This window comes from Bacillus sp. FSL W7-1360, assembly GCF_038592975.1.
Classification (GTDB): domain Bacteria; phylum Bacillota; class Bacilli; order Bacillales; family Bacillaceae_D; genus Shouchella; species Shouchella lonarensis.
In genome coordinates this window covers 815,117-832,088 of record NZ_CP151950.1, presented here as the reverse complement: position 1 = coordinate 832,088, position 16,972 = coordinate 815,117, and the positions used below count along the sequence as shown (strand labels likewise).

Annotated in this window: 16 protein-coding genes; 5 read left to right on the top strand and 11 right to left on the bottom strand. The window is 45.1% G+C overall.

All coding sequences use genetic code 11. The annotated features are described in order from the left end of the window. Positions 1 to 31 precede the first annotated feature (31 nt). From NSQ26_RS04115 to NSQ26_RS04085, 7 genes are all read right to left on the bottom strand, one after another. Entirely contained in the window at positions 32 to 847 is an 816-nt protein-coding gene (locus NSQ26_RS04115; protein ID WP_499719981.1) for a purine-nucleoside phosphorylase, read from the bottom strand. 34 nt (positions 848 to 881) lie between these two features. Further along, complete coding sequence (gene deoB / locus NSQ26_RS04110) at positions 882 to 2,060, bottom strand: phosphopentomutase (protein ID WP_499719281.1); 1,179 nt, start codon at positions 2,058 to 2,060, stop codon at positions 882 to 884. Positions 2,061 to 2,155: 95 nt separating this feature from the next. After that, on the bottom strand, positions 2,156 to 3,046 hold the full coding sequence (gene xerD / locus NSQ26_RS04105; protein ID WP_499719980.1) for a site-specific tyrosine recombinase XerD: 891 nt from the start codon (positions 3,044 to 3,046) through the stop codon (positions 2,156 to 2,158). Positions 3,047 to 3,099: 53 nt separating this feature from the next. Beyond that, positions 3,100 to 3,315 (bottom strand): DUF4227 family protein, encoded by a 216-nt coding sequence (locus NSQ26_RS04100; protein ID WP_499719280.1) that lies wholly within the window; start codon positions 3,313 to 3,315, stop codon positions 3,100 to 3,102. Between the two features lie 93 nt (positions 3,316 to 3,408). Then, a complete protein-coding gene (gene fur / locus NSQ26_RS04095; RefSeq protein ID WP_090776130.1) occupies positions 3,409 to 3,894 on the bottom strand; it encodes a ferric iron uptake transcriptional regulator in 486 nt (161 codons plus the stop codon). 100 nt (positions 3,895 to 3,994) lie between these two features. Beyond that, complete coding sequence (gene spoIIM, locus NSQ26_RS04090) at positions 3,995 to 4,636, bottom strand: stage II sporulation protein M (RefSeq protein WP_090776129.1); 642 nt, start codon at positions 4,634 to 4,636, stop codon at positions 3,995 to 3,997. 71 nt (positions 4,637 to 4,707) lie between these two features. Then, positions 4,708 to 5,259 carry an NUDIX hydrolase gene (locus tag NSQ26_RS04085; protein ID WP_499719279.1) on the bottom strand — a complete coding sequence of 184 codons (552 nt, stop codon included), beginning with the start codon at positions 5,257 to 5,259 and terminating at the stop codon, positions 4,708 to 4,710. A gap of 88 nt (positions 5,260 to 5,347) precedes the next feature. On the opposite strand from NSQ26_RS04085, the gene mciZ reads away from it, so the two are divergent. After that, positions 5,348 to 5,536, top strand: coding sequence for a Z-ring formation inhibitor MciZ (gene mciZ / locus NSQ26_RS04080; RefSeq protein ID WP_499719277.1), 189 nt, complete (start codon positions 5,348 to 5,350; stop codon positions 5,534 to 5,536). An 8-nt stretch (positions 5,537 to 5,544) separates the two neighbouring features. Here the strand turns inward: mciZ and NSQ26_RS04075 are convergent, their stop codons facing one another. Further along, entirely contained in the window at positions 5,545 to 6,060 is a 516-nt protein-coding gene (locus NSQ26_RS04075) for a TlpA family protein disulfide reductase (RefSeq protein ID WP_499719275.1), read from the bottom strand. A gap of 94 nt (positions 6,061 to 6,154) precedes the next feature. On the opposite strand from NSQ26_RS04075, the gene uppP reads away from it, so the two are divergent. Beyond that, on the top strand, positions 6,155 to 6,979 hold the full coding sequence (gene uppP / locus NSQ26_RS04070; RefSeq protein WP_499719273.1) for an undecaprenyl-diphosphatase UppP: 825 nt from the start codon (positions 6,155 to 6,157) through the stop codon (positions 6,977 to 6,979). A 56-nt stretch (positions 6,980 to 7,035) separates the two neighbouring features. Here the strand turns inward: uppP and NSQ26_RS04065 are convergent, their stop codons facing one another. Next, on the bottom strand, positions 7,036 to 7,515 hold the full coding sequence (locus tag NSQ26_RS04065) for a PTS sugar transporter subunit IIA (RefSeq protein ID WP_499719271.1): 480 nt from the start codon (positions 7,513 to 7,515) through the stop codon (positions 7,036 to 7,038). Between the two features lie 452 nt (positions 7,516 to 7,967). Between NSQ26_RS04065 and NSQ26_RS04060 the strand changes: the two genes are divergently transcribed. Genes NSQ26_RS04060 through NSQ26_RS04050 form a run of 3 tightly spaced genes read left to right on the top strand, consistent with a single transcriptional unit; the run spans position 7,968 to position 13,679 of the window. Beyond that, on the top strand, positions 7,968 to 9,824 hold the full coding sequence (locus tag NSQ26_RS04060; protein WP_499719270.1) for an alpha-helical endospore appendage domain-containing protein: 1,857 nt from the start codon (positions 7,968 to 7,970) through the stop codon (positions 9,822 to 9,824). A 50-nt stretch (positions 9,825 to 9,874) separates the two neighbouring features. Next, positions 9,875 to 11,749: a pyocin knob domain-containing protein gene (locus tag NSQ26_RS04055; RefSeq protein WP_499719268.1), complete on the top strand. Its 1,875-nt coding sequence runs from the start codon at positions 9,875 to 9,877 to the stop codon at positions 11,747 to 11,749. A gap of 37 nt (positions 11,750 to 11,786) precedes the next feature. Then, positions 11,787 to 13,679: a pyocin knob domain-containing protein gene (locus tag NSQ26_RS04050; protein WP_499719266.1), complete on the top strand. Its 1,893-nt coding sequence runs from the start codon at positions 11,787 to 11,789 to the stop codon at positions 13,677 to 13,679. A gap of 306 nt (positions 13,680 to 13,985) precedes the next feature. Here the strand turns inward: NSQ26_RS04050 and NSQ26_RS04045 are convergent, their stop codons facing one another. Then, on the bottom strand, positions 13,986 to 15,185 hold the full coding sequence (locus tag NSQ26_RS04045) for an AimR family lysis-lysogeny pheromone receptor (protein ID WP_499719264.1): 1,200 nt from the start codon (positions 15,183 to 15,185) through the stop codon (positions 13,986 to 13,988). Positions 15,186 to 15,518: 333 nt separating this feature from the next. Further along, positions 15,519 to 16,946: an AimR family lysis-lysogeny pheromone receptor gene (locus tag NSQ26_RS04040; RefSeq protein WP_499719262.1), complete on the bottom strand. Its 1,428-nt coding sequence runs from the start codon at positions 16,944 to 16,946 to the stop codon at positions 15,519 to 15,521. Between the last annotated feature and the right edge of the window lie 26 nt (positions 16,947 to 16,972).

Genomic DNA, 16,972 nt, shown 5'->3' with positions numbered 1-16,972 from the left:
CCTCGCCCTAGCGGCTGATCGCAATTCTTTTTTAAACCATTTCCCCAACAATCGCTTTGACGAGCGCCAGAAAATCAGCTCGCACCATTTCTGTCGTTTCAATGACTTCTTCGTGTGATAATGGCTGCGGGAGGACGCCAGCGGCCATGTTTGTAATACAAGAAATGCCAAGCACTTCAAGGCCAGTGTGGCGAGCAACAATGACTTCCGGAACAGTTGACATCCCAACTGCATCGCCACCTAGCGTACGTGCCATCCGCACTTCTGCCGGTGTTTCGTAAGTTGGACCGCTATTGCCCACGTACACACCTTCCTGCAATTTTAAGCCAAGTTCATCCGCTTTTCCTTGTGCAAGCGTCCGAAGTGTGTGACTGTATGCCTCTGACATATCCGGGAAACGAGGCCCAAAATCGTCTTCATTTTTCCCCATGAGCGGGTTGTCACCCATGAGATTAATGTGATCTGTGATCAACATTAAATCACCAACGTTAAACGCCTTATTAACACCACCAGCTGCATTCGTTACAAGCACATGGGTCACCCCAAGCGCTTTCATGACCCGCACTGGGAATGTTACTTCTTGCATTGAGTACCCTTCGTAGTAATGAAAACGCCCTTGCATTGCAATAACGTCTTTCCCTTGAAGTTTCCCCGCTACTAATTGTCCTGCATGCCCGGAAACAGTGGAGACGGGAAAATGCGGCAATGTTTCATAAGGAAGCTTCACTGCCTCCGCAATTTCCTCTGCTAATACGCCTAATCCTGAGCCTAAAATCAAACCAACACGTGGTTTCACTGTTAATTTTGCTTGAATGGCTTCTGCTGCTTCTTGTACTTTTGTTTTCATCGTCATGTCATTCACTCCCCGCAAAAAAATTGGATTACTTGATTTGGTTGAGAAAACTTTTCCCATGCTTCGGTGCTTGTACACCAAAGTTCTCAGCAACCGTCGCACCAATATCGGCAAATGTTTGCCGTGTTCCTAAGTCAACTGGTTGTACTTGTTTATTGTAAACGAGCAACGGCACAAGTTCTCTTGTGTGGTCTGTTCCCGTATGGGTCGGATCATTGCCGTGATCTGCTGTAATGATGAGTAAGTCATCTTCCTCAAGTGCTGAAAGAACGGAACCGAGTTGGGCATCAAAAGCAAGCAATGCCTCCCCGTACCCTTTCACATCGCGCCGGTGACCATATAACGCATCAAAATCAACGAGGTTTAAAAAGCATAATCCATGAAATGGGCGCGCAACCTGTTCGAGCAGCTTGTCCATGCCATCATCGTTAGATACTGTGCGAACGGCTTCCGTCACGCCTTCACCATCATAAATGTCCGAAATCTTCCCGAGGGCGATTGAGTCAAGTCCCGCATCTTGAAGCGTATTCATCACGGTCGGTTCAAATGGTTTTAACGCATAATCATGACGGTTTGGCGTTCGTTTAAACGCGCCTTTCGTACCAAGAAAAGGTCTGGCAATAATGCGGCCCACCATATATTTTGGATCCAATGTTAATTCGCGTGCCTTCTCACAAATCTTGTATAACTCTTCTAGCGGAACGACTTCCTCATGCGCCGCAATTTGTAACACGGAATCGGCCGACGTATAAACAATTAAATCACCTGTTTTCATATGCTCTTCGCCAAGCTCATCTAATATTTCTGTGCCCGAAGCCACTTTATTACCGAGAATCCCTCTTCCAGAGAACGCCGTGATTTCCGCTAATAATTCGTCTGGAAATCCGTCTGGAAACACACGAAAAGGCTCTGTCACATGTAACCCCATGATCTCCCAGTGCCCCGTCATTGTATCTTTCCCAAGTGAAGCCTCTTGCATCTTACCGTAGCTTGCTTCAGGTTGCTTCACTGCCTCGACACCTTCAAGCGGAGCAATTAAACCTAAACCAAGACGCTCCAAGTTTGGTACGTCTAAGCCGTTAAAAGCGGTTGCAATCGAACCAAGTGTATTTGTTCCTTCATCCCCAAATTTATCGGCATCTGGAGCGGCACCAATTCCGACCGAATCCATCACAACTAAAAATATCCGTTTAAATTGATTTGCCATCGTCTTCCTCCTTCAAACACGACATTGTTTGATAAAAAAATTCATCTTACACCTATACTTTACTCTCTTGTCAGAGGTCTGACAAGTAGTTTTTTCTATGCACGTGGGTGAAAAGCCTGATAAACATCTTTCATTCGCGATTTTGACACATGTGTGTAAATCTGTGTCGTTGATATATCAGCGTGTCCGAGCATTTCTTGGACAGCGCGCAAATCCGCGCCATTTTCTAACAAATGTGTGGCAAATGAATGACGCAATGTATGTGGACTAAGTGGACGCCTAATCGCAGCCTCCGTGGCAAGCTGCTTAATGATTTTCCAAAATCCTTGACGCGATAGCGGCTTCCCATGATGATTTAAAAATAGGTGGTCACATGCATGCTTTTTCAATAACTGCGACCGACCACGTTCTAAATAAATGGAAATGGCTTCTGCTGCTTGACGACCGAGCGGCACAATTCTTTCTTTATCACCTTTGCCAATGACACGAACAAACCCCATTGACACATGTGCATCACTGATATGTAACGATAGTAACTCTGACACGCGAATACCTGTCGCATAGAGCGTTTCCAGCATCGCTTTATTCCGTAATCCAAACGGAGTCCGTCCATCCGGGATCGTCAGTAAAGCATCCACTTCTTCAAGCGATAACACTTTCGGTAATCGCTTATCGATCTTCGGTGGTGTAATGAGCGACGAAGGATCATGGTCTGTCCACTTCTCCCGCTGTAAAAATTGGTGAAACGTTCGAATGGACGTCACCAGTCGCGCCAACGTTGCTGTTGATTTCCCTGATGACTTCACCGTATATAAGTAATCTTGAATGTCCGCGCGCGTTACCTCTTGATACGTTGTACACCCTTTTTTCTCACATAAAAATCGCTCGTACTGCTTTAAATCACGCAAATACGCTGCAATTGTATTTTGTGACAAACCGCGTTCTACCTTAATAAAATGCACAAATTCATCTAAATCATGCGTCATCCCCATCAATTGCTTCTCCCTTCTACATGTGTCAAAAGAAAAAAGCGACGCGCTCATTCCCCTAGCTGGTAAAAAAGCCCGAGTCGCTCACCCATCGCTGGCAACACATCTTTATCTACATTGATGACTTTCAATGCTTTTCCTTCTGGCTCTTGATGATGCTTGTACTGGCTATATTCGTTGCTTATCCACAGCATACCATAATAAAAGAGCACTGTGCAGCCAATAAACAAAATCATGACCTTAACTAAATCCCATGCTGCTTGCATGATGATGCCTCCTTTTGTATCCTCTTTCTAACCTATGTCCGCTTGATGTATTTTTATACATCAAAAAACCGCCCCTACCCACGTAAGAACGGTCTATACTTGCATTTGTTCATTCTCTTCATTTTGTTCAGTCGCACCTTCTTTCTCACTATGCCGGTGACAAATGCCATGGAAAGTGAGACGATGGTCTTTCACACTGAACCGATACTTGTTTTCAATCACTGCTTCAACATCACCTAACAAATCTTCTTGAATCTCATCAACTGCGCCACATTCGATACAAACGAGATGATGATGAGAATGACTGGCGCCTTCTTTACGCAAATCAAAGCGCGAAACACCATCACCAAAATTAATCTTATCAACCACTTCAAGTTCTGTTAATAATTCGAGTGTCCGATAGACGGTTGCCAAGCCAATTTCGGGTGCTTTTTCTTTGACGAGAAGATACACATCTTCTGCGCTCAAATGGGCGGATTCATGTTCAAGCAACACCAATACCGTCGCCTCACGTTGGGGCGTAAGTTTATAACTTTGGGCATGTAGCTGCTTTTTTATGCTGTCCAAACGATTTTTCATCCAACTCCCCCTACCTGTCGAGCGAAGCTACCCCTCATTATAAACTTGATAATAACAACTGTCAATTAATAATCATTATCAATTACATCGCCATTCGCTGTCAAAATGACGTCACTACCGCTCTCATCAATACAGGAGAAACGTACGCTTCAAAGAACGACGCCACTGTAACAAATGCCCCTACGGTTAATACCAACATCGTGTAGCGAAGGAAATGAGGGAAAAATGGTTCACTTTCAACTTTTCCAATCGTTTGTCTCATTAAACGTATGCAAAATGCCGCACTAACTGTACTAACAACAATGAATGCCGGCACTAAAATAATATTTTGTGGCAACACAGATACAAAAGATAGTAAAAACCCTTGCGCTCCCATCTGGTTGACGAGGAAACCTACTGTAAAGCCAACGACAACCCCTTTGGCAAATAACAACACAAAGATGACTGGTAACCCAATGAGTGAAACACCTAATACCCATAAGAAACCAAAATACTTCCCATAATGCATAAAGCTGTGCACAAACAGATCACTTGAAGATACATCAATGTAGCCTTTGTTCATTTCATGAAAAAACTGACTAACGTACGTAAATAAATCATGTCTTTGACTCAAGCTCAAACTGTTGACGATGACAGCGCCAACGATGACACCAATTAGGAAGAGTGTCGCTGTGAAAAAATAAATGGATCGATGTTCTAGTACATGACTGGTTATAGCATCATAAATGCGACTTGTGCTCATCGGCTTGTCCCCCTCACTTCTTTCACTAATATGCAGAGAAGGACAAACCTATGAACAAAAAAATTAGCCGATCACGTCAAGCGATGTTGCATCTTTTTCATTTTTAAATATTGCACCGCGTAACACGTCTTTGCATCATGAATCTTTTCTTTAGCCATCAGCGCTTCAGCTTCCTCAAGTGTCACCTCAATCACGTTGACAAATTCATCTTCATCCAAATTTTGTTCACCTTTTACAACCCCTTGTGCCTCATACAAATACACACACTCATCCGCAAATCCTGGTGACGTGTAAAAAGAACCGATGTACTCAAGCGCGTCTGCCGTATATCCTGTCTCTTCCACCAACTCGCGTTCCGCCGTATGAAGCGGCGCTTCGCCTTTCTCCATTTTTCCAGCCGGAATCTCTATCAATGTTTTTTCAAGCGCTTTCCGATACTGCTCCACAAGGACGAGCTTACCCTCATCGGTATACACAATAACTGCAACCGCACCGGGGTGACGAACCAACTCACGGGTTGATGTTTTTCCATTAGGAAGTGCTACTTCCTCAATGTCTACTTGAATCACCTTCCCTTCGTAAAGTGTTTTTGTCTGCAATGTTTTCTCATAAAATGAATCCATTTTCCATCCCTCCACGCATGTCTCTCATTCTCAATGCATAAAAGTGTATCACATAGGACACATCTTAAAAAGAAAAAGGAGCAAATCCATGCATATTTATTATTGTGACGAACGCATCATTATCGCAGGTAAGAAGTGGGAAGTGCTCGCAAAGCTGAAACAAGCCGCCCAATTCTATCCGACGGTTCGTGACTGGCATGATGCCATGACCAATAAAAAAAGTCCGAGTAGACCTACACTTACACTTATTCATGCAAAAAACAACCGAGGTAAGTGAGTCCTTACTTATAGATGGGATTCAATCTTTTCGATGAGCCAGTCACGGGTCACTTCACCACGAATCATTTCAACAACAACAAAATTTTCATCCATTATGTACGTCGTTGGCAGCACCGACACTTGTACACGCGCTAAAAAATGACCTTCCGCATCTAACAAGACAGGCAATGTAAGTTGTTGTTCGTCGATAAAGTCAAGCGCATCTTGAGCCTGGACCTCACGCGCCTGCATATTTACCGTGACGACTGAGACAGGCTCATCTTCATAATGATCTGCCACTTCCATTAGCGCTGGCATTTCTCTTACACACGGTTCACACCACGAAGCCCACACATTTAGCACCACGAGATCGCCTTTATAGTCTTGTAAACCACGCTCACCCTCTCCGTAGATTGGTAACTTCATATCTGGCATTTTGTCACCAACACCAATCGGGTGGTCTTCTGTGTTCAGATTTAAAATAAAAAACAGTATGCCCACACCCACGATGAGTACTACAATTGCAATTTTTGTCCACCTCATGATGTTCCCTCTTTTCGTCTCGCTCAAAGTTTGCTAGAATGAATAAAGCGTCCTAGGTATTCACTTAAAATACATGATCAGAAAGGAACTTCCTATGAACTTACTAGAAGCGATTATTCTTGGGCTTGTACAAGGCATTACAGAGTTTTTACCTATTTCAAGCTCCGCTCACTTAATCATTGTTCAGTCTATGTTTGATATGTCATTTGATGGCTTTAGCTTCGAAATCTTGCTGCACTTGGCTTCTGTGCTTGCAGTGATGCTTTATTATAGACAGGACCTCTTTAACATTATACGCGGTTTCTTCGCATATTTCACGAATCGTTCCTCTGAAAATCGGACGATGTTTTACTTTGCACTCTACTTAATCACCGCCACTGCGATTACGGGTATCGCTGGTATTCTTTTTAAAGACTATATTAGCGCAACACTTAAAACACCTACGTTTATTGCCATCTCACTTGCCGTTACAGGGATATTTTTAATCCTTATCGAACGTGTTGTTCGACATGGTCACCGGACTGAACGGGAACTGACAATGCGGGACGGAGTTTTCATTGGACTTGCCCAATGCCTCGCACTGATTCCGGGCCTTTCACGCTCAGGGACGACGCTCATTGCTGGGGTTTTTGCCGGCTTATCAAAAGAAACAGCTGTACGTTTCTCTTTCTTACTTTCAATTCCGGTCATTCTCGGTTCTTCTGTACTGGCCATTCAAGACCTTCGTTCAGACGCTTTGCTCGCGCAGACCGGATTACTCGAATTATCGGCCGCGTTTGTCATCACATTTATTGCTTCATGGCTTGGCATCGTCTTCTTTATCAGCCTCATCCAACGAAGCAAGCTCGTCTATTTTGCTCTCTATTGCTTCGTGATCGCCACGCTTGTCTTTTTATTCCGCGATAGCCTCCATATGTAGCTGTAAAAAGGGCATCCCCTTCTTTCCGTCCATCGCGAAAAAAGGGGATTTTCCCGTTAGCGCGGTATGAGTGTAAACAAAGGCGTTTCTCCAGCAACCACATCACCAATGGGCTGCTTTTCAATCGCAAATTGATCCACATTTGTCACAACAATCGGTGTGACGGTGTGCGCTGCTTTCTCCTTTACAAGCGAAAGGTCAAACTCAATGATGACGTCACCTGGTTTCACGGTATCCCCTTCTTTTACCCGCGCTGTAAACCCTTCCCCTTTCATCCCGACGGTCTCTAAGCCAATGTGGATTAATATTTCTGCACCAATGGCTGTCTCAATACCGAATGCATGATTCGTCGGGAAGATTTGTACAACCTTCCCAGCAACAGGCGCCACAACCCGACCATCTGTCGGTTCAACCGCTAACCCATCACCAACCATCTTCTCGGCAAATGTAGGATCAGGCACACTTTCTATCGCCACTGCTGCCCCGTTTAATGGCGAAACAATTGTTTCTTCTTTTTTAAACCACTTTTTAAACAATCTCAACACTCCTCGTTGCGCATGTATATGGAAACTTTTCTATTATAACATATACAGGATTTAAGGTATTGACTAGTTCATCGTTGTAATGAGCAAGCTTTATCACTGTTTCCTGCTTATTATTCCCGTTAATCGTTAGAGAGTGCTAATAATAAAAAAGCCCCAATCCATTGCAATGTATTTCCCGTGAAAATTATGACCAATGCGTTCACATTCGTTTGGTTTATTTCGTGTTTAGCCGACTGATAGGATTATTGTTTTAGCCTATTGGAGTTGGTGGGGTATCTTTTGGTATTTCCATTTTGAAAATGTTTCTATGAATAATGTAGGGTAAAAGCCCCATTTTCGCACGCTCAGTTTGATGGATACATATAATATTGTCGAGGACAAAATAAAGTTTTTATACTTAATATTCTTATTTCTGTCCTAAAAAACGAAAAGGAGGAATGCACATGTCACAACCAAACATGCCAAATTTTACTCCCAATATCGATATTACAAGGGATGATGTCATTAATTTACTTTTATCTTCCGTCGCGATGGAAGAAATGGGCTTGGCTCACATTATTAATGCAGAAGGAGAAAAAATTCAATACGCTTTGGGAACCTTAAATGGTTTGACTGGACCACCGGCATCATTGCAAGAGATTTTAGCTATAAATGAAAGTGCAATCGATATGATGGACACAATTTTCAAAAAAGAAATCATACTAGACTCAAAGATGAAAAATGCAATCACATTTCCGGAGAACGTTACTGGACCCGTTGGACCTACTGGAATTACTGGACCACCAAGCGGCGTCGTTACTGTCAATGGCGTCACAGCTGATGCGGGTGGGAACGTGACACTAAATGCATTAAACGCTGGACTATTCACATATGAACCAACAACTTCCAATCTAGATCTTGATGATTTTACAATCCCAGGTGCTTACAGCTCAAACGGCACACTAGGACCACCTTCTTTCTCACCGCCACAACCAAATGTTAACATCTCGGAAAACTGGACCCTTTATGTCTCGCTCATTTCCCCAGGAATAGGAGGCATCATTGTTTTCCAACTAATCATCACAAACCCAACGATTTATGTAAGACGTTCTGACCCTGGTGCAGCCGCTTGGCAACCATGGAATGAAATTGGTGCGCAAGGACCTACTGGACCTACCGGGGTAGGACCTATCGGACCTGCTGGACCGTCTGGACCTACTGGACCGTCTGGACCTACTGGACCTACTGGTTCTACTGGACCTACTGGACCTACTGGACCGTCTGGACCTACTGGACCGTCTGGACCGTCTGGACCTACTGGACCGTCTGGACCGTCTGGACCTACTGGACCGTCTGGACCTACTGGACCGTCTGGACCGTCTGGACCTACTGGACCGTCTGGACCGTCTGGACCTACTGGACCGTCTGGACCTACTGGACCGTCTGGACCGTCTGGACCGTCTGGACCTACTGGACCGTCTGGACCTACTGGACCATCTGGACCGTCTGGACCTACTGGACCGTCTGGACCTACTGGACCGTCTGGACCTACTGGACCGTCTGGACCTACTGGATCTACTGGACCGTCTGGACCTACTGGACCGTCTGGACCTACTGGACCGTCTGGACCTACTGGACCGTCTGGACCTACTGGACCTACTGGACCGTCTGGACCTACTGGACCTACTGGACCTACTGGACCTACTGGACCGTCTGGACCGTCTGGACCTACTGGACCTACTGGACCATCTGGACCTACTGGACCTACTGGACCTACTGGACCTACTGGACCTACTGGTTCTACCGGACCTACTGGACCTACTGGACCTACTGGATCTACTGGACCTACTGGGCCTACTGGACCTACTGGACCTACTGGACCCACCGGACCCATCTTTACAACTTTTAACCTAACTGTCGGTCAAACAGGAGCATCAGTCCCAATTGGTAGTGGTAATGCTGTTTTGTTCAACACTGCAGTTGTCGACGAAGGCAGTCCGTATATTGTTTGGACAGGGGGCAGCAACATCAATCTATTGCCGGGGACATACCTAGTCAGTTGGACCGTAAACGGGACTCCAGACACCACACCAGGAGACCTTCAATTTGGTTTCCAATTAAACTCACTCGGTGATTATTGGCCTGGTAGTGTCGTCATCACAAATAATGTCAGTGTTATTGGCTTTCTCACCTCTAATATATTAATCGACATCACGACCAACGATGTCCTCACACTTGTCAATAGATCAACAGACCAAGCAAATATAGAAACAAGTGGCGCGCGTTATGCTGCGCAAGTAACAATCTTTAAGTTAGTTTAATGTAAACGAAAATAATTCCACCAACGTGGAACAGAAAAGGAGGAACATCTATGTCGCAAGCAAATATGCCTAATTTCACACCGTCGATTGTACTCGACCGTGCAGATGTTGTAAATTTAATACTCGCTTCGGTCGCAATGGAAGAAATGGGTTTGGCACACATCATTAATGCAGAAGGAGAAAAGATCCAATTTGCATTGGGCACATTGGATGGTGTGGCTGGACCAACAGCCACCTTGTCAGACCTTCTCGACATCAATGCAAGTGCCTCCGACATGCTTGACACCATTTTTAAAAAAGAGATTATCCTTGACTCAAAAATCAAAACAGCCGCAACCATTCCGACTGAGAGAGGAGCGACTGGATCACAAGGACCCCAGGGACTAATGGGAACAGTGCTGAACATTAATGGTGTCACTCCCGATGTTGATGGAAATGTCACCTTAGATGCAGAGAATGGCGGGATTCTCACCTATGGCGTTACTGCCTCTAATTTAGATTTAGATAATTTCACAACACCAGGCGTCTATAGTTCAGATGGCACACAAGGAGATCCTTCGTTCTCTCCACCACAACCCAATATCAACATTTCAGAAAACTGGACCCTCTATGTGTCTACAATCTCACCAGGAGCTGGCGGTGTGATTATCTTCCAAATCCTTATCACAAATCCTACTATTTATATTCGCCGCTCTGATGCTGGTGGCGCCACTTGGCAACCATGGAGAGAACTTGGCGCACAAGGACCTACTGGATCTATCGGACCTACTGGACCGACTGGACCTGCTGGATCGACTGGATCGACTGGGGCCACTGGATCTACCGGACCTACTGGATCTACTGGAACCACTGGATCTACCGGAATCACTGGTTCGACTGGTTCGACTGGGACCACTGGATCTACCGGACCTACTGGATCTACTGGAACCACTGGACCTACCGGACTTACCGGATCGACTGGTTCGACTGGTTCGACCGGACCGATCGGAACCACTGGATCGACTGGTTCGACTGGATCTATCGGACCTACCGGAACCACTGGGTCTACTGGACCTACTGGTCTGACCGGACCGATCGGACCTACTGGACCTACCGGAACCGCTACTGGACCGATCGGACCTACTGGACCTACCGGAACCGCTACTGGACCGATCGGACCTACTGGACCTACCGGGTCTACTGGATCGCGTGGTCTGACCGGACCTACCGGACCTACTGGATCTACTGGATCGACCGGACCTACTGGATCTACTGGACCTACTGGAACCGCTACCGGGCCGATCGGACCTACTGGATCTACTGGACCTACTGGATCGACCGGACCTACTGGAACCGCTACTGGGCCTACTGGGCCTACTGGACCTACTGGACCTACCGGGCCTACTGGATCTACTGGAACCGCTACTGGACCGACCGGACCTACTGGACCGACTGGATCGACTGGACCTACCGGACCTACCGGACCTACTGGACCGACCGGACCGGATAGCACAATTCTTAACACATCTATAAATTTAACTGTCGCTAACACCACTGGAAGTAACTTAGCTGTGAACAACGGAGCTGCGGTAGTATTCAGCGGGCTTCTTGGTCCTAACAATGGTGGAGGAGACATTACATGGCCAGGAGGAGGAGGAAACTCCACTGTTGATTTAACACCAGGCACTTATTTTGTTAGTTGGAATCTACACAGTACGAACGCAGATTTTGACTTTGCGCTACATCTCGATCCACCTGGAAATGACGTCGCTGGTAGTGGTGCCATTACTGATTCAGCAGACCAACATCAGCTTGCCACAAGTTCTCTGGTTCAAGTAACAAGTGCAGCAACATTAACGCTTGTAAATAGAGGTGCAAATGTTACCTTAGCAGCTCCTTTTAACGAAAAGTTACCTTCGAAAATAACGATTGTCAAGTTAGCTTAAATACCCGCTTCATGCGGAAAGCAAAGGAGGAATCAACATGTCGCAAGCAAACATGCCCAATTTCACACCAGACATTACGTTAAATCGCGATGATGTAGTCAGTTTACTACTTTCTTCCATCGCAATGGAAGAAATGGGGTTAGCACACATCATCAATGCAGAAGGGGAAAAATTACAATACGCCCTTGGCACACTTGGTGTTACCGGACCTACTGCAACATTACAAGACATTCTCTCCGTCAACAACAGTATCATTGACATTTTAGATTCGGTATTCAAAAAAGAAATTATCCTTGACTCAAAAATGAAGACAGTTGCAGCTATACCATCCATGCGCGGACCTACTGGGCCTACTGGACCTACTGGACCTACTGCACCACCAGATGTGGTCCAAAGCATTAATGGTGTGACACCTGATGTAACAGGGAATGTTACCTTAAACGTAGAAAACGCGGGCCTATTTACGTATACCCCTGCACCGTCTAGCTCAAATTTAGACAATCTCACAACGCCAGGCGTGTATAGTTCAACCGGCATCCAAGGCACACCTTCGTTTTCGCCGCCACAACCAGGCATCAACATTTCAGCAAATTGGACCCTCTATGTGTCCGTCATTTCACCAGGAACGGTGGGTGTAATCGTGTTTCAATTGATTATCACCAACCCAACGATTTACGTTCGCCGTTCTAATCCTGGCGGTGGCACGTGGCAACCATGGAAAGAAATTGATCCTCAAGGACCTACCGGACCTACCGGACCTACTGGACCTACTGGACCTACCGGACCTACCGGATCTACTGGACCTACTGGACCTACTGGATCTACTGGACCTACTGGACCTACTGGACCTACTGGACCTACTGGACCTACTGGACCTACCGGACCTACTGGACCTACCGGACCTACTGGACCTACTGGACCTACTGGACCTACTGGACCTACTGGACCTACTGGACCTACTGGACCTACTGGACCTACTGGACCTACTGGACCTACTGGACCTACTGGACCTACTGGGCCTACCGGACCTACTGGGCCTACCGGACCTACTGGACCTACTGGACCTACTGGACCTACTGGACCTACTGGACCTACTGGACCTACCGGACCTACTGGACCTACTGGGCCTACCGGACCTACTGGACCTACTGGGCCTACCGGACCTACCGGGCCTACTGGACCTACCGGACCTACCGGGCCTACTGGACCTACCGGACCTACTGGACTTACTGGGCCTACCGGGCCTACTGGACCTACTGGACCTACTGGACCTACTGGACCTACTGGACCTACTGGACCTACTGGGGCTACTGGACCTACTGGACCTACTGGGGCTACTGGACCTACTGGGGCTACTGGGGCTACTGGGGCTACTGGACCTACTGGACCTACTGGACCTACTGGACCTACTGGACCTACTGGACCTACTGGACCTACTGGACCTACTGGGCCTACTGGACCTACCGGACCTACCGGAGGATCAGTCGTTACGAGTTTTATCACAGTTGGTGCAACAGACGCTTCACAAACTGTTGCTCATAACGGTACCGTTACGTTCAATGTCATGGATACCAATAACCTTGGAACAGACATCTCTTTCACACCACCAAGCCAAGGAGTTACTTTAAATACTGCTGGTACGTATTTAATCTTTTTCACAACAAATGCGGCTCATACACCAGGTAATGGGAACCTTGCCTTTGAACTATTTAATCAAACAGCCGGTACAGTGATATCAGGTTCTCGAAATGCTATAAACAACGTTGGAGCTGGAGTAACTAACGCTCGTTTAACGTATATGGCCATGACAGTCACAGTTGCCGCTGGACAAGAAATCCGGTTAAGGCAAACTTCTAACGATTCAAATGTCATATTTTCAGACGGCACCCCTCAGTACGCTGCACAAATGACGATTATTAAAATTGACTAACCAAAACAGACATCCTTTCCATTTTTCGGGAAGGATGTCCTTTTAAATTCAATAAGAACAAAATCCCACTGTCGAATTGACAATGAGATAGTATATTCATATGTTACTTTACACTAGGTGAATGAGATGCGCGAGAAAGAATTGGATGACCGTCACCCGCTAGTTGAATATCTTTAGATAAACTGACAACACCTAAATCCTCAGCAACATCAAAAGTTTGAGAACTGATCACCACTGCCGTAACGCAAGTAAACATAGCTATAATACACAACCGACACTTCATATCTCAATTCCCCCCTTTTAAGATCAGCTATTTTTCTTCAATTCCATTTCTACGAGCGGAAGTAAGTACAAACGACCCTCTTTAGCAAATGCGTGCATCACTTCTGCCAAGACACCGACGTCTTGCAGCGCCATTCCTTTATAAAAAGTTAAAAATGAACTACCATTCCCATCCGCTTCTAGTTTAGTCACAAGCTCCAGTGCCTTTTTGTATTGGAGACGAACAACGTATTGGTGTACTTGCTCTTCAAGAATGACACCATCTAAGTCAAATTTATCACCATGCATATTGCGGACGAACGGTAAATACTCGCTTTCCAATTTCTTCCGATAATCTTCTAACCCTGTTCTTTCCGCATAAAAGAGCGCACGCTGCATATATCCTACACTTGTATAATCTTTTCGTGCCAATGTCGCTATGGAAAGCAAGTGATAACAAGGCACACACATCGTTTCCGCTACTACATGACTAATCACCGATTCCTGTAAATACTTCTCCGCTTCAATTAATTTGCCCTCATTATAAACCAAGTCGTAGGCGATATAAAAATTAGTGATGGTCACCAAGACACTTTTCACAAAGCTAGTCTCCGCGCTTTCTAACTGCTTCGGGAGCTTCTCCTTCAAATAAGCTGTTTTAGATCGATAACCTAGCTCCACGTATGAACGGACTTCATGTACCTCTAGACGTACCTTCAAAATCGTTTCAGTAACGCGCCCCACTAAATCCCGTGCTTGATCAATGATCTCTTCACTACTCGTACAATCGCGAACAACACTCACCAACAATAACTGATACACAGGGACCCATTCAGTCAAATTAGGATGATCTTGATGCCTGTCCAGGAGCTGCACAAGTAAGTCTTCTTGGCGATATTGAACGGCATATTCAAGCGCATCTTTAATATGATCGATGTTTTCCACCGCAAGCGAATATTCATTCATTAAAGGAATAAGTCGCTCGGAGGAAAACCGCTTCACGACAAACAATACTTGCTCAAATGCTAGCAAAGGGACGTGATACCCTTCTTCCCCAGTGAGTGCAAGGTTGCGCATCGTTTCTTTTGTCCACTTCTCCTTATGATCCCACAACCCGATACGCTGCAAATATCTTTCTGTGTCTTTTGTGATCTTGTGTTTAATTGTCGACTCAGTAAACTCTTCAATAAATTGCTGTGCTGAAGTTAGCATCATTCGCTCATCCATCCTTTCTAAAATGAACATCCCTCCCCTCATTGCTTAACCTTCGACAGGATCAACAATCATTCCTGCTGAAAATGCGTTTTTTCGTACGACATTTTCTTCGAAAGAGGTGAGATTTTTGTCAAACTTTGTAGTCTGAAGAGGGATATGTCTTCGCTTCTTGTATGCTTCGTCAACGACCATGCTTGTTTACAATACACAGGAGAATAAATTAAAATGTCAAACATTTTTTAGCTAAAATACTTTGTCACATAACCACATGTAAATAACTTTCATTCAAAGCATAGCACAATAAAATAAATTCCGACAAGGTCAATCTTTTTATAGAACCGTTTTACTGTAGCACGTTCACATTCAAAAAAGTGATAATTTTTTCGCCACAGCAGCTGCTTCTTTACTACGTTTCAAGCCCGTTTTCTTTAAAATACTATTAACATGTTTTTTCACAGTACTTGGCGACATATATAACGCTTTAGCAATTGCAGACTGCGTGCTCCCTTCATGAATCTTCTCCAACACCTCTAGCTCTCTTGGAGAAAGCATCGCTTGCCATTTAAAAGAACGGAATTGTTGTTGGACACGTTTTAGCTCATCATCTTTTATTCTATGCACATAGAGCAATTCTTGTTTTACAATAGGTAGTAAATGAGCCCATCCTTTTCTCGAAAGATCTAAAAGCACTTCACATAAGTGTTCTATACTTTGCATCGCTTTCGCTTGATAAAATACTAAGAATTCACTGGTATAACCATTACTCTCCAACTCATTTACGAGAAGAAGTGCCTTTTCTCGCTCTCCTCGAACAACATGTTGATGCACTCTCTCCTCTGGAACAACACCATTTAAATCAAACTTTTCTCTCTGCATGTTCCGCACAAATGGCAAGAACTCCGATATTAACTGTTGACGATAACCTTCTAAACTGGTCTCTTCTGCATAAGAAATGGCTCGTTCCGCATACTTTACACTCATATAGTCTTGGCGCACCAATGCGGCTATTGCAAGTAAATGATAACAAGGTGGAAACATCACCTCTACTGCGACATACGGAATAACCAATTCGTACAAATACCTTTCTGCCTGAATGATATCCCCTTCGTTATAAACAAAGTCATAGGCAATATAAAAATTAGCCATAACGGTGACGATCCTTTTCACAAAGCTATCCTCCACTGTTTCAAGCTGTTTCGGCAACTGCTCCTTCAAAAGGGCTGCTTTAGAATAGTGTCCTAGCCCTATATAAGAATAAACTTCATGCACCGCTAGTCGAGCCTTTAAAATCGTCTCTGTCACACGTCCGTGCATGTCCTTTGTTTGCTCAAGCGCGTATTCATCACTCAAACAATCTTGCACCATACTTGCTAGCAGCAGTCGGTATACAAGCATCCATTCGCCCAAGCCAGCACGATCTTCATGCAGTTCGAGCAACTGTGCAAGCAAATGTTCTTGGCGATATTGAACTGCGTATTCTAACGCATCTTTAATATGAGCTGTATATTGTACGGTAAGCGCGTATTCATTCATCAATGGAATAAGTTGTTCAGCAGCAAAACATTTTACAGCAAAAAACACTTGTTCAAATGATAGGAGCGGGATGCGCCCTCTTTTTTCTTGTGCCTGCGCCAGCTCGCGCATTGTTTTTTTAGTCCATGCAGCACCATAATTCCATAATCCTTTACGGCGCAAATAATGTTCGGTTTCTTTTGTAATCCAAGACTGGGCTGTTGACTCATTTAGTACTTCAATCCCTAGTTTTGTCGAATGTCGCACAGCTACGTTCACTCTCCTAATTCGAATATATCTGTCTC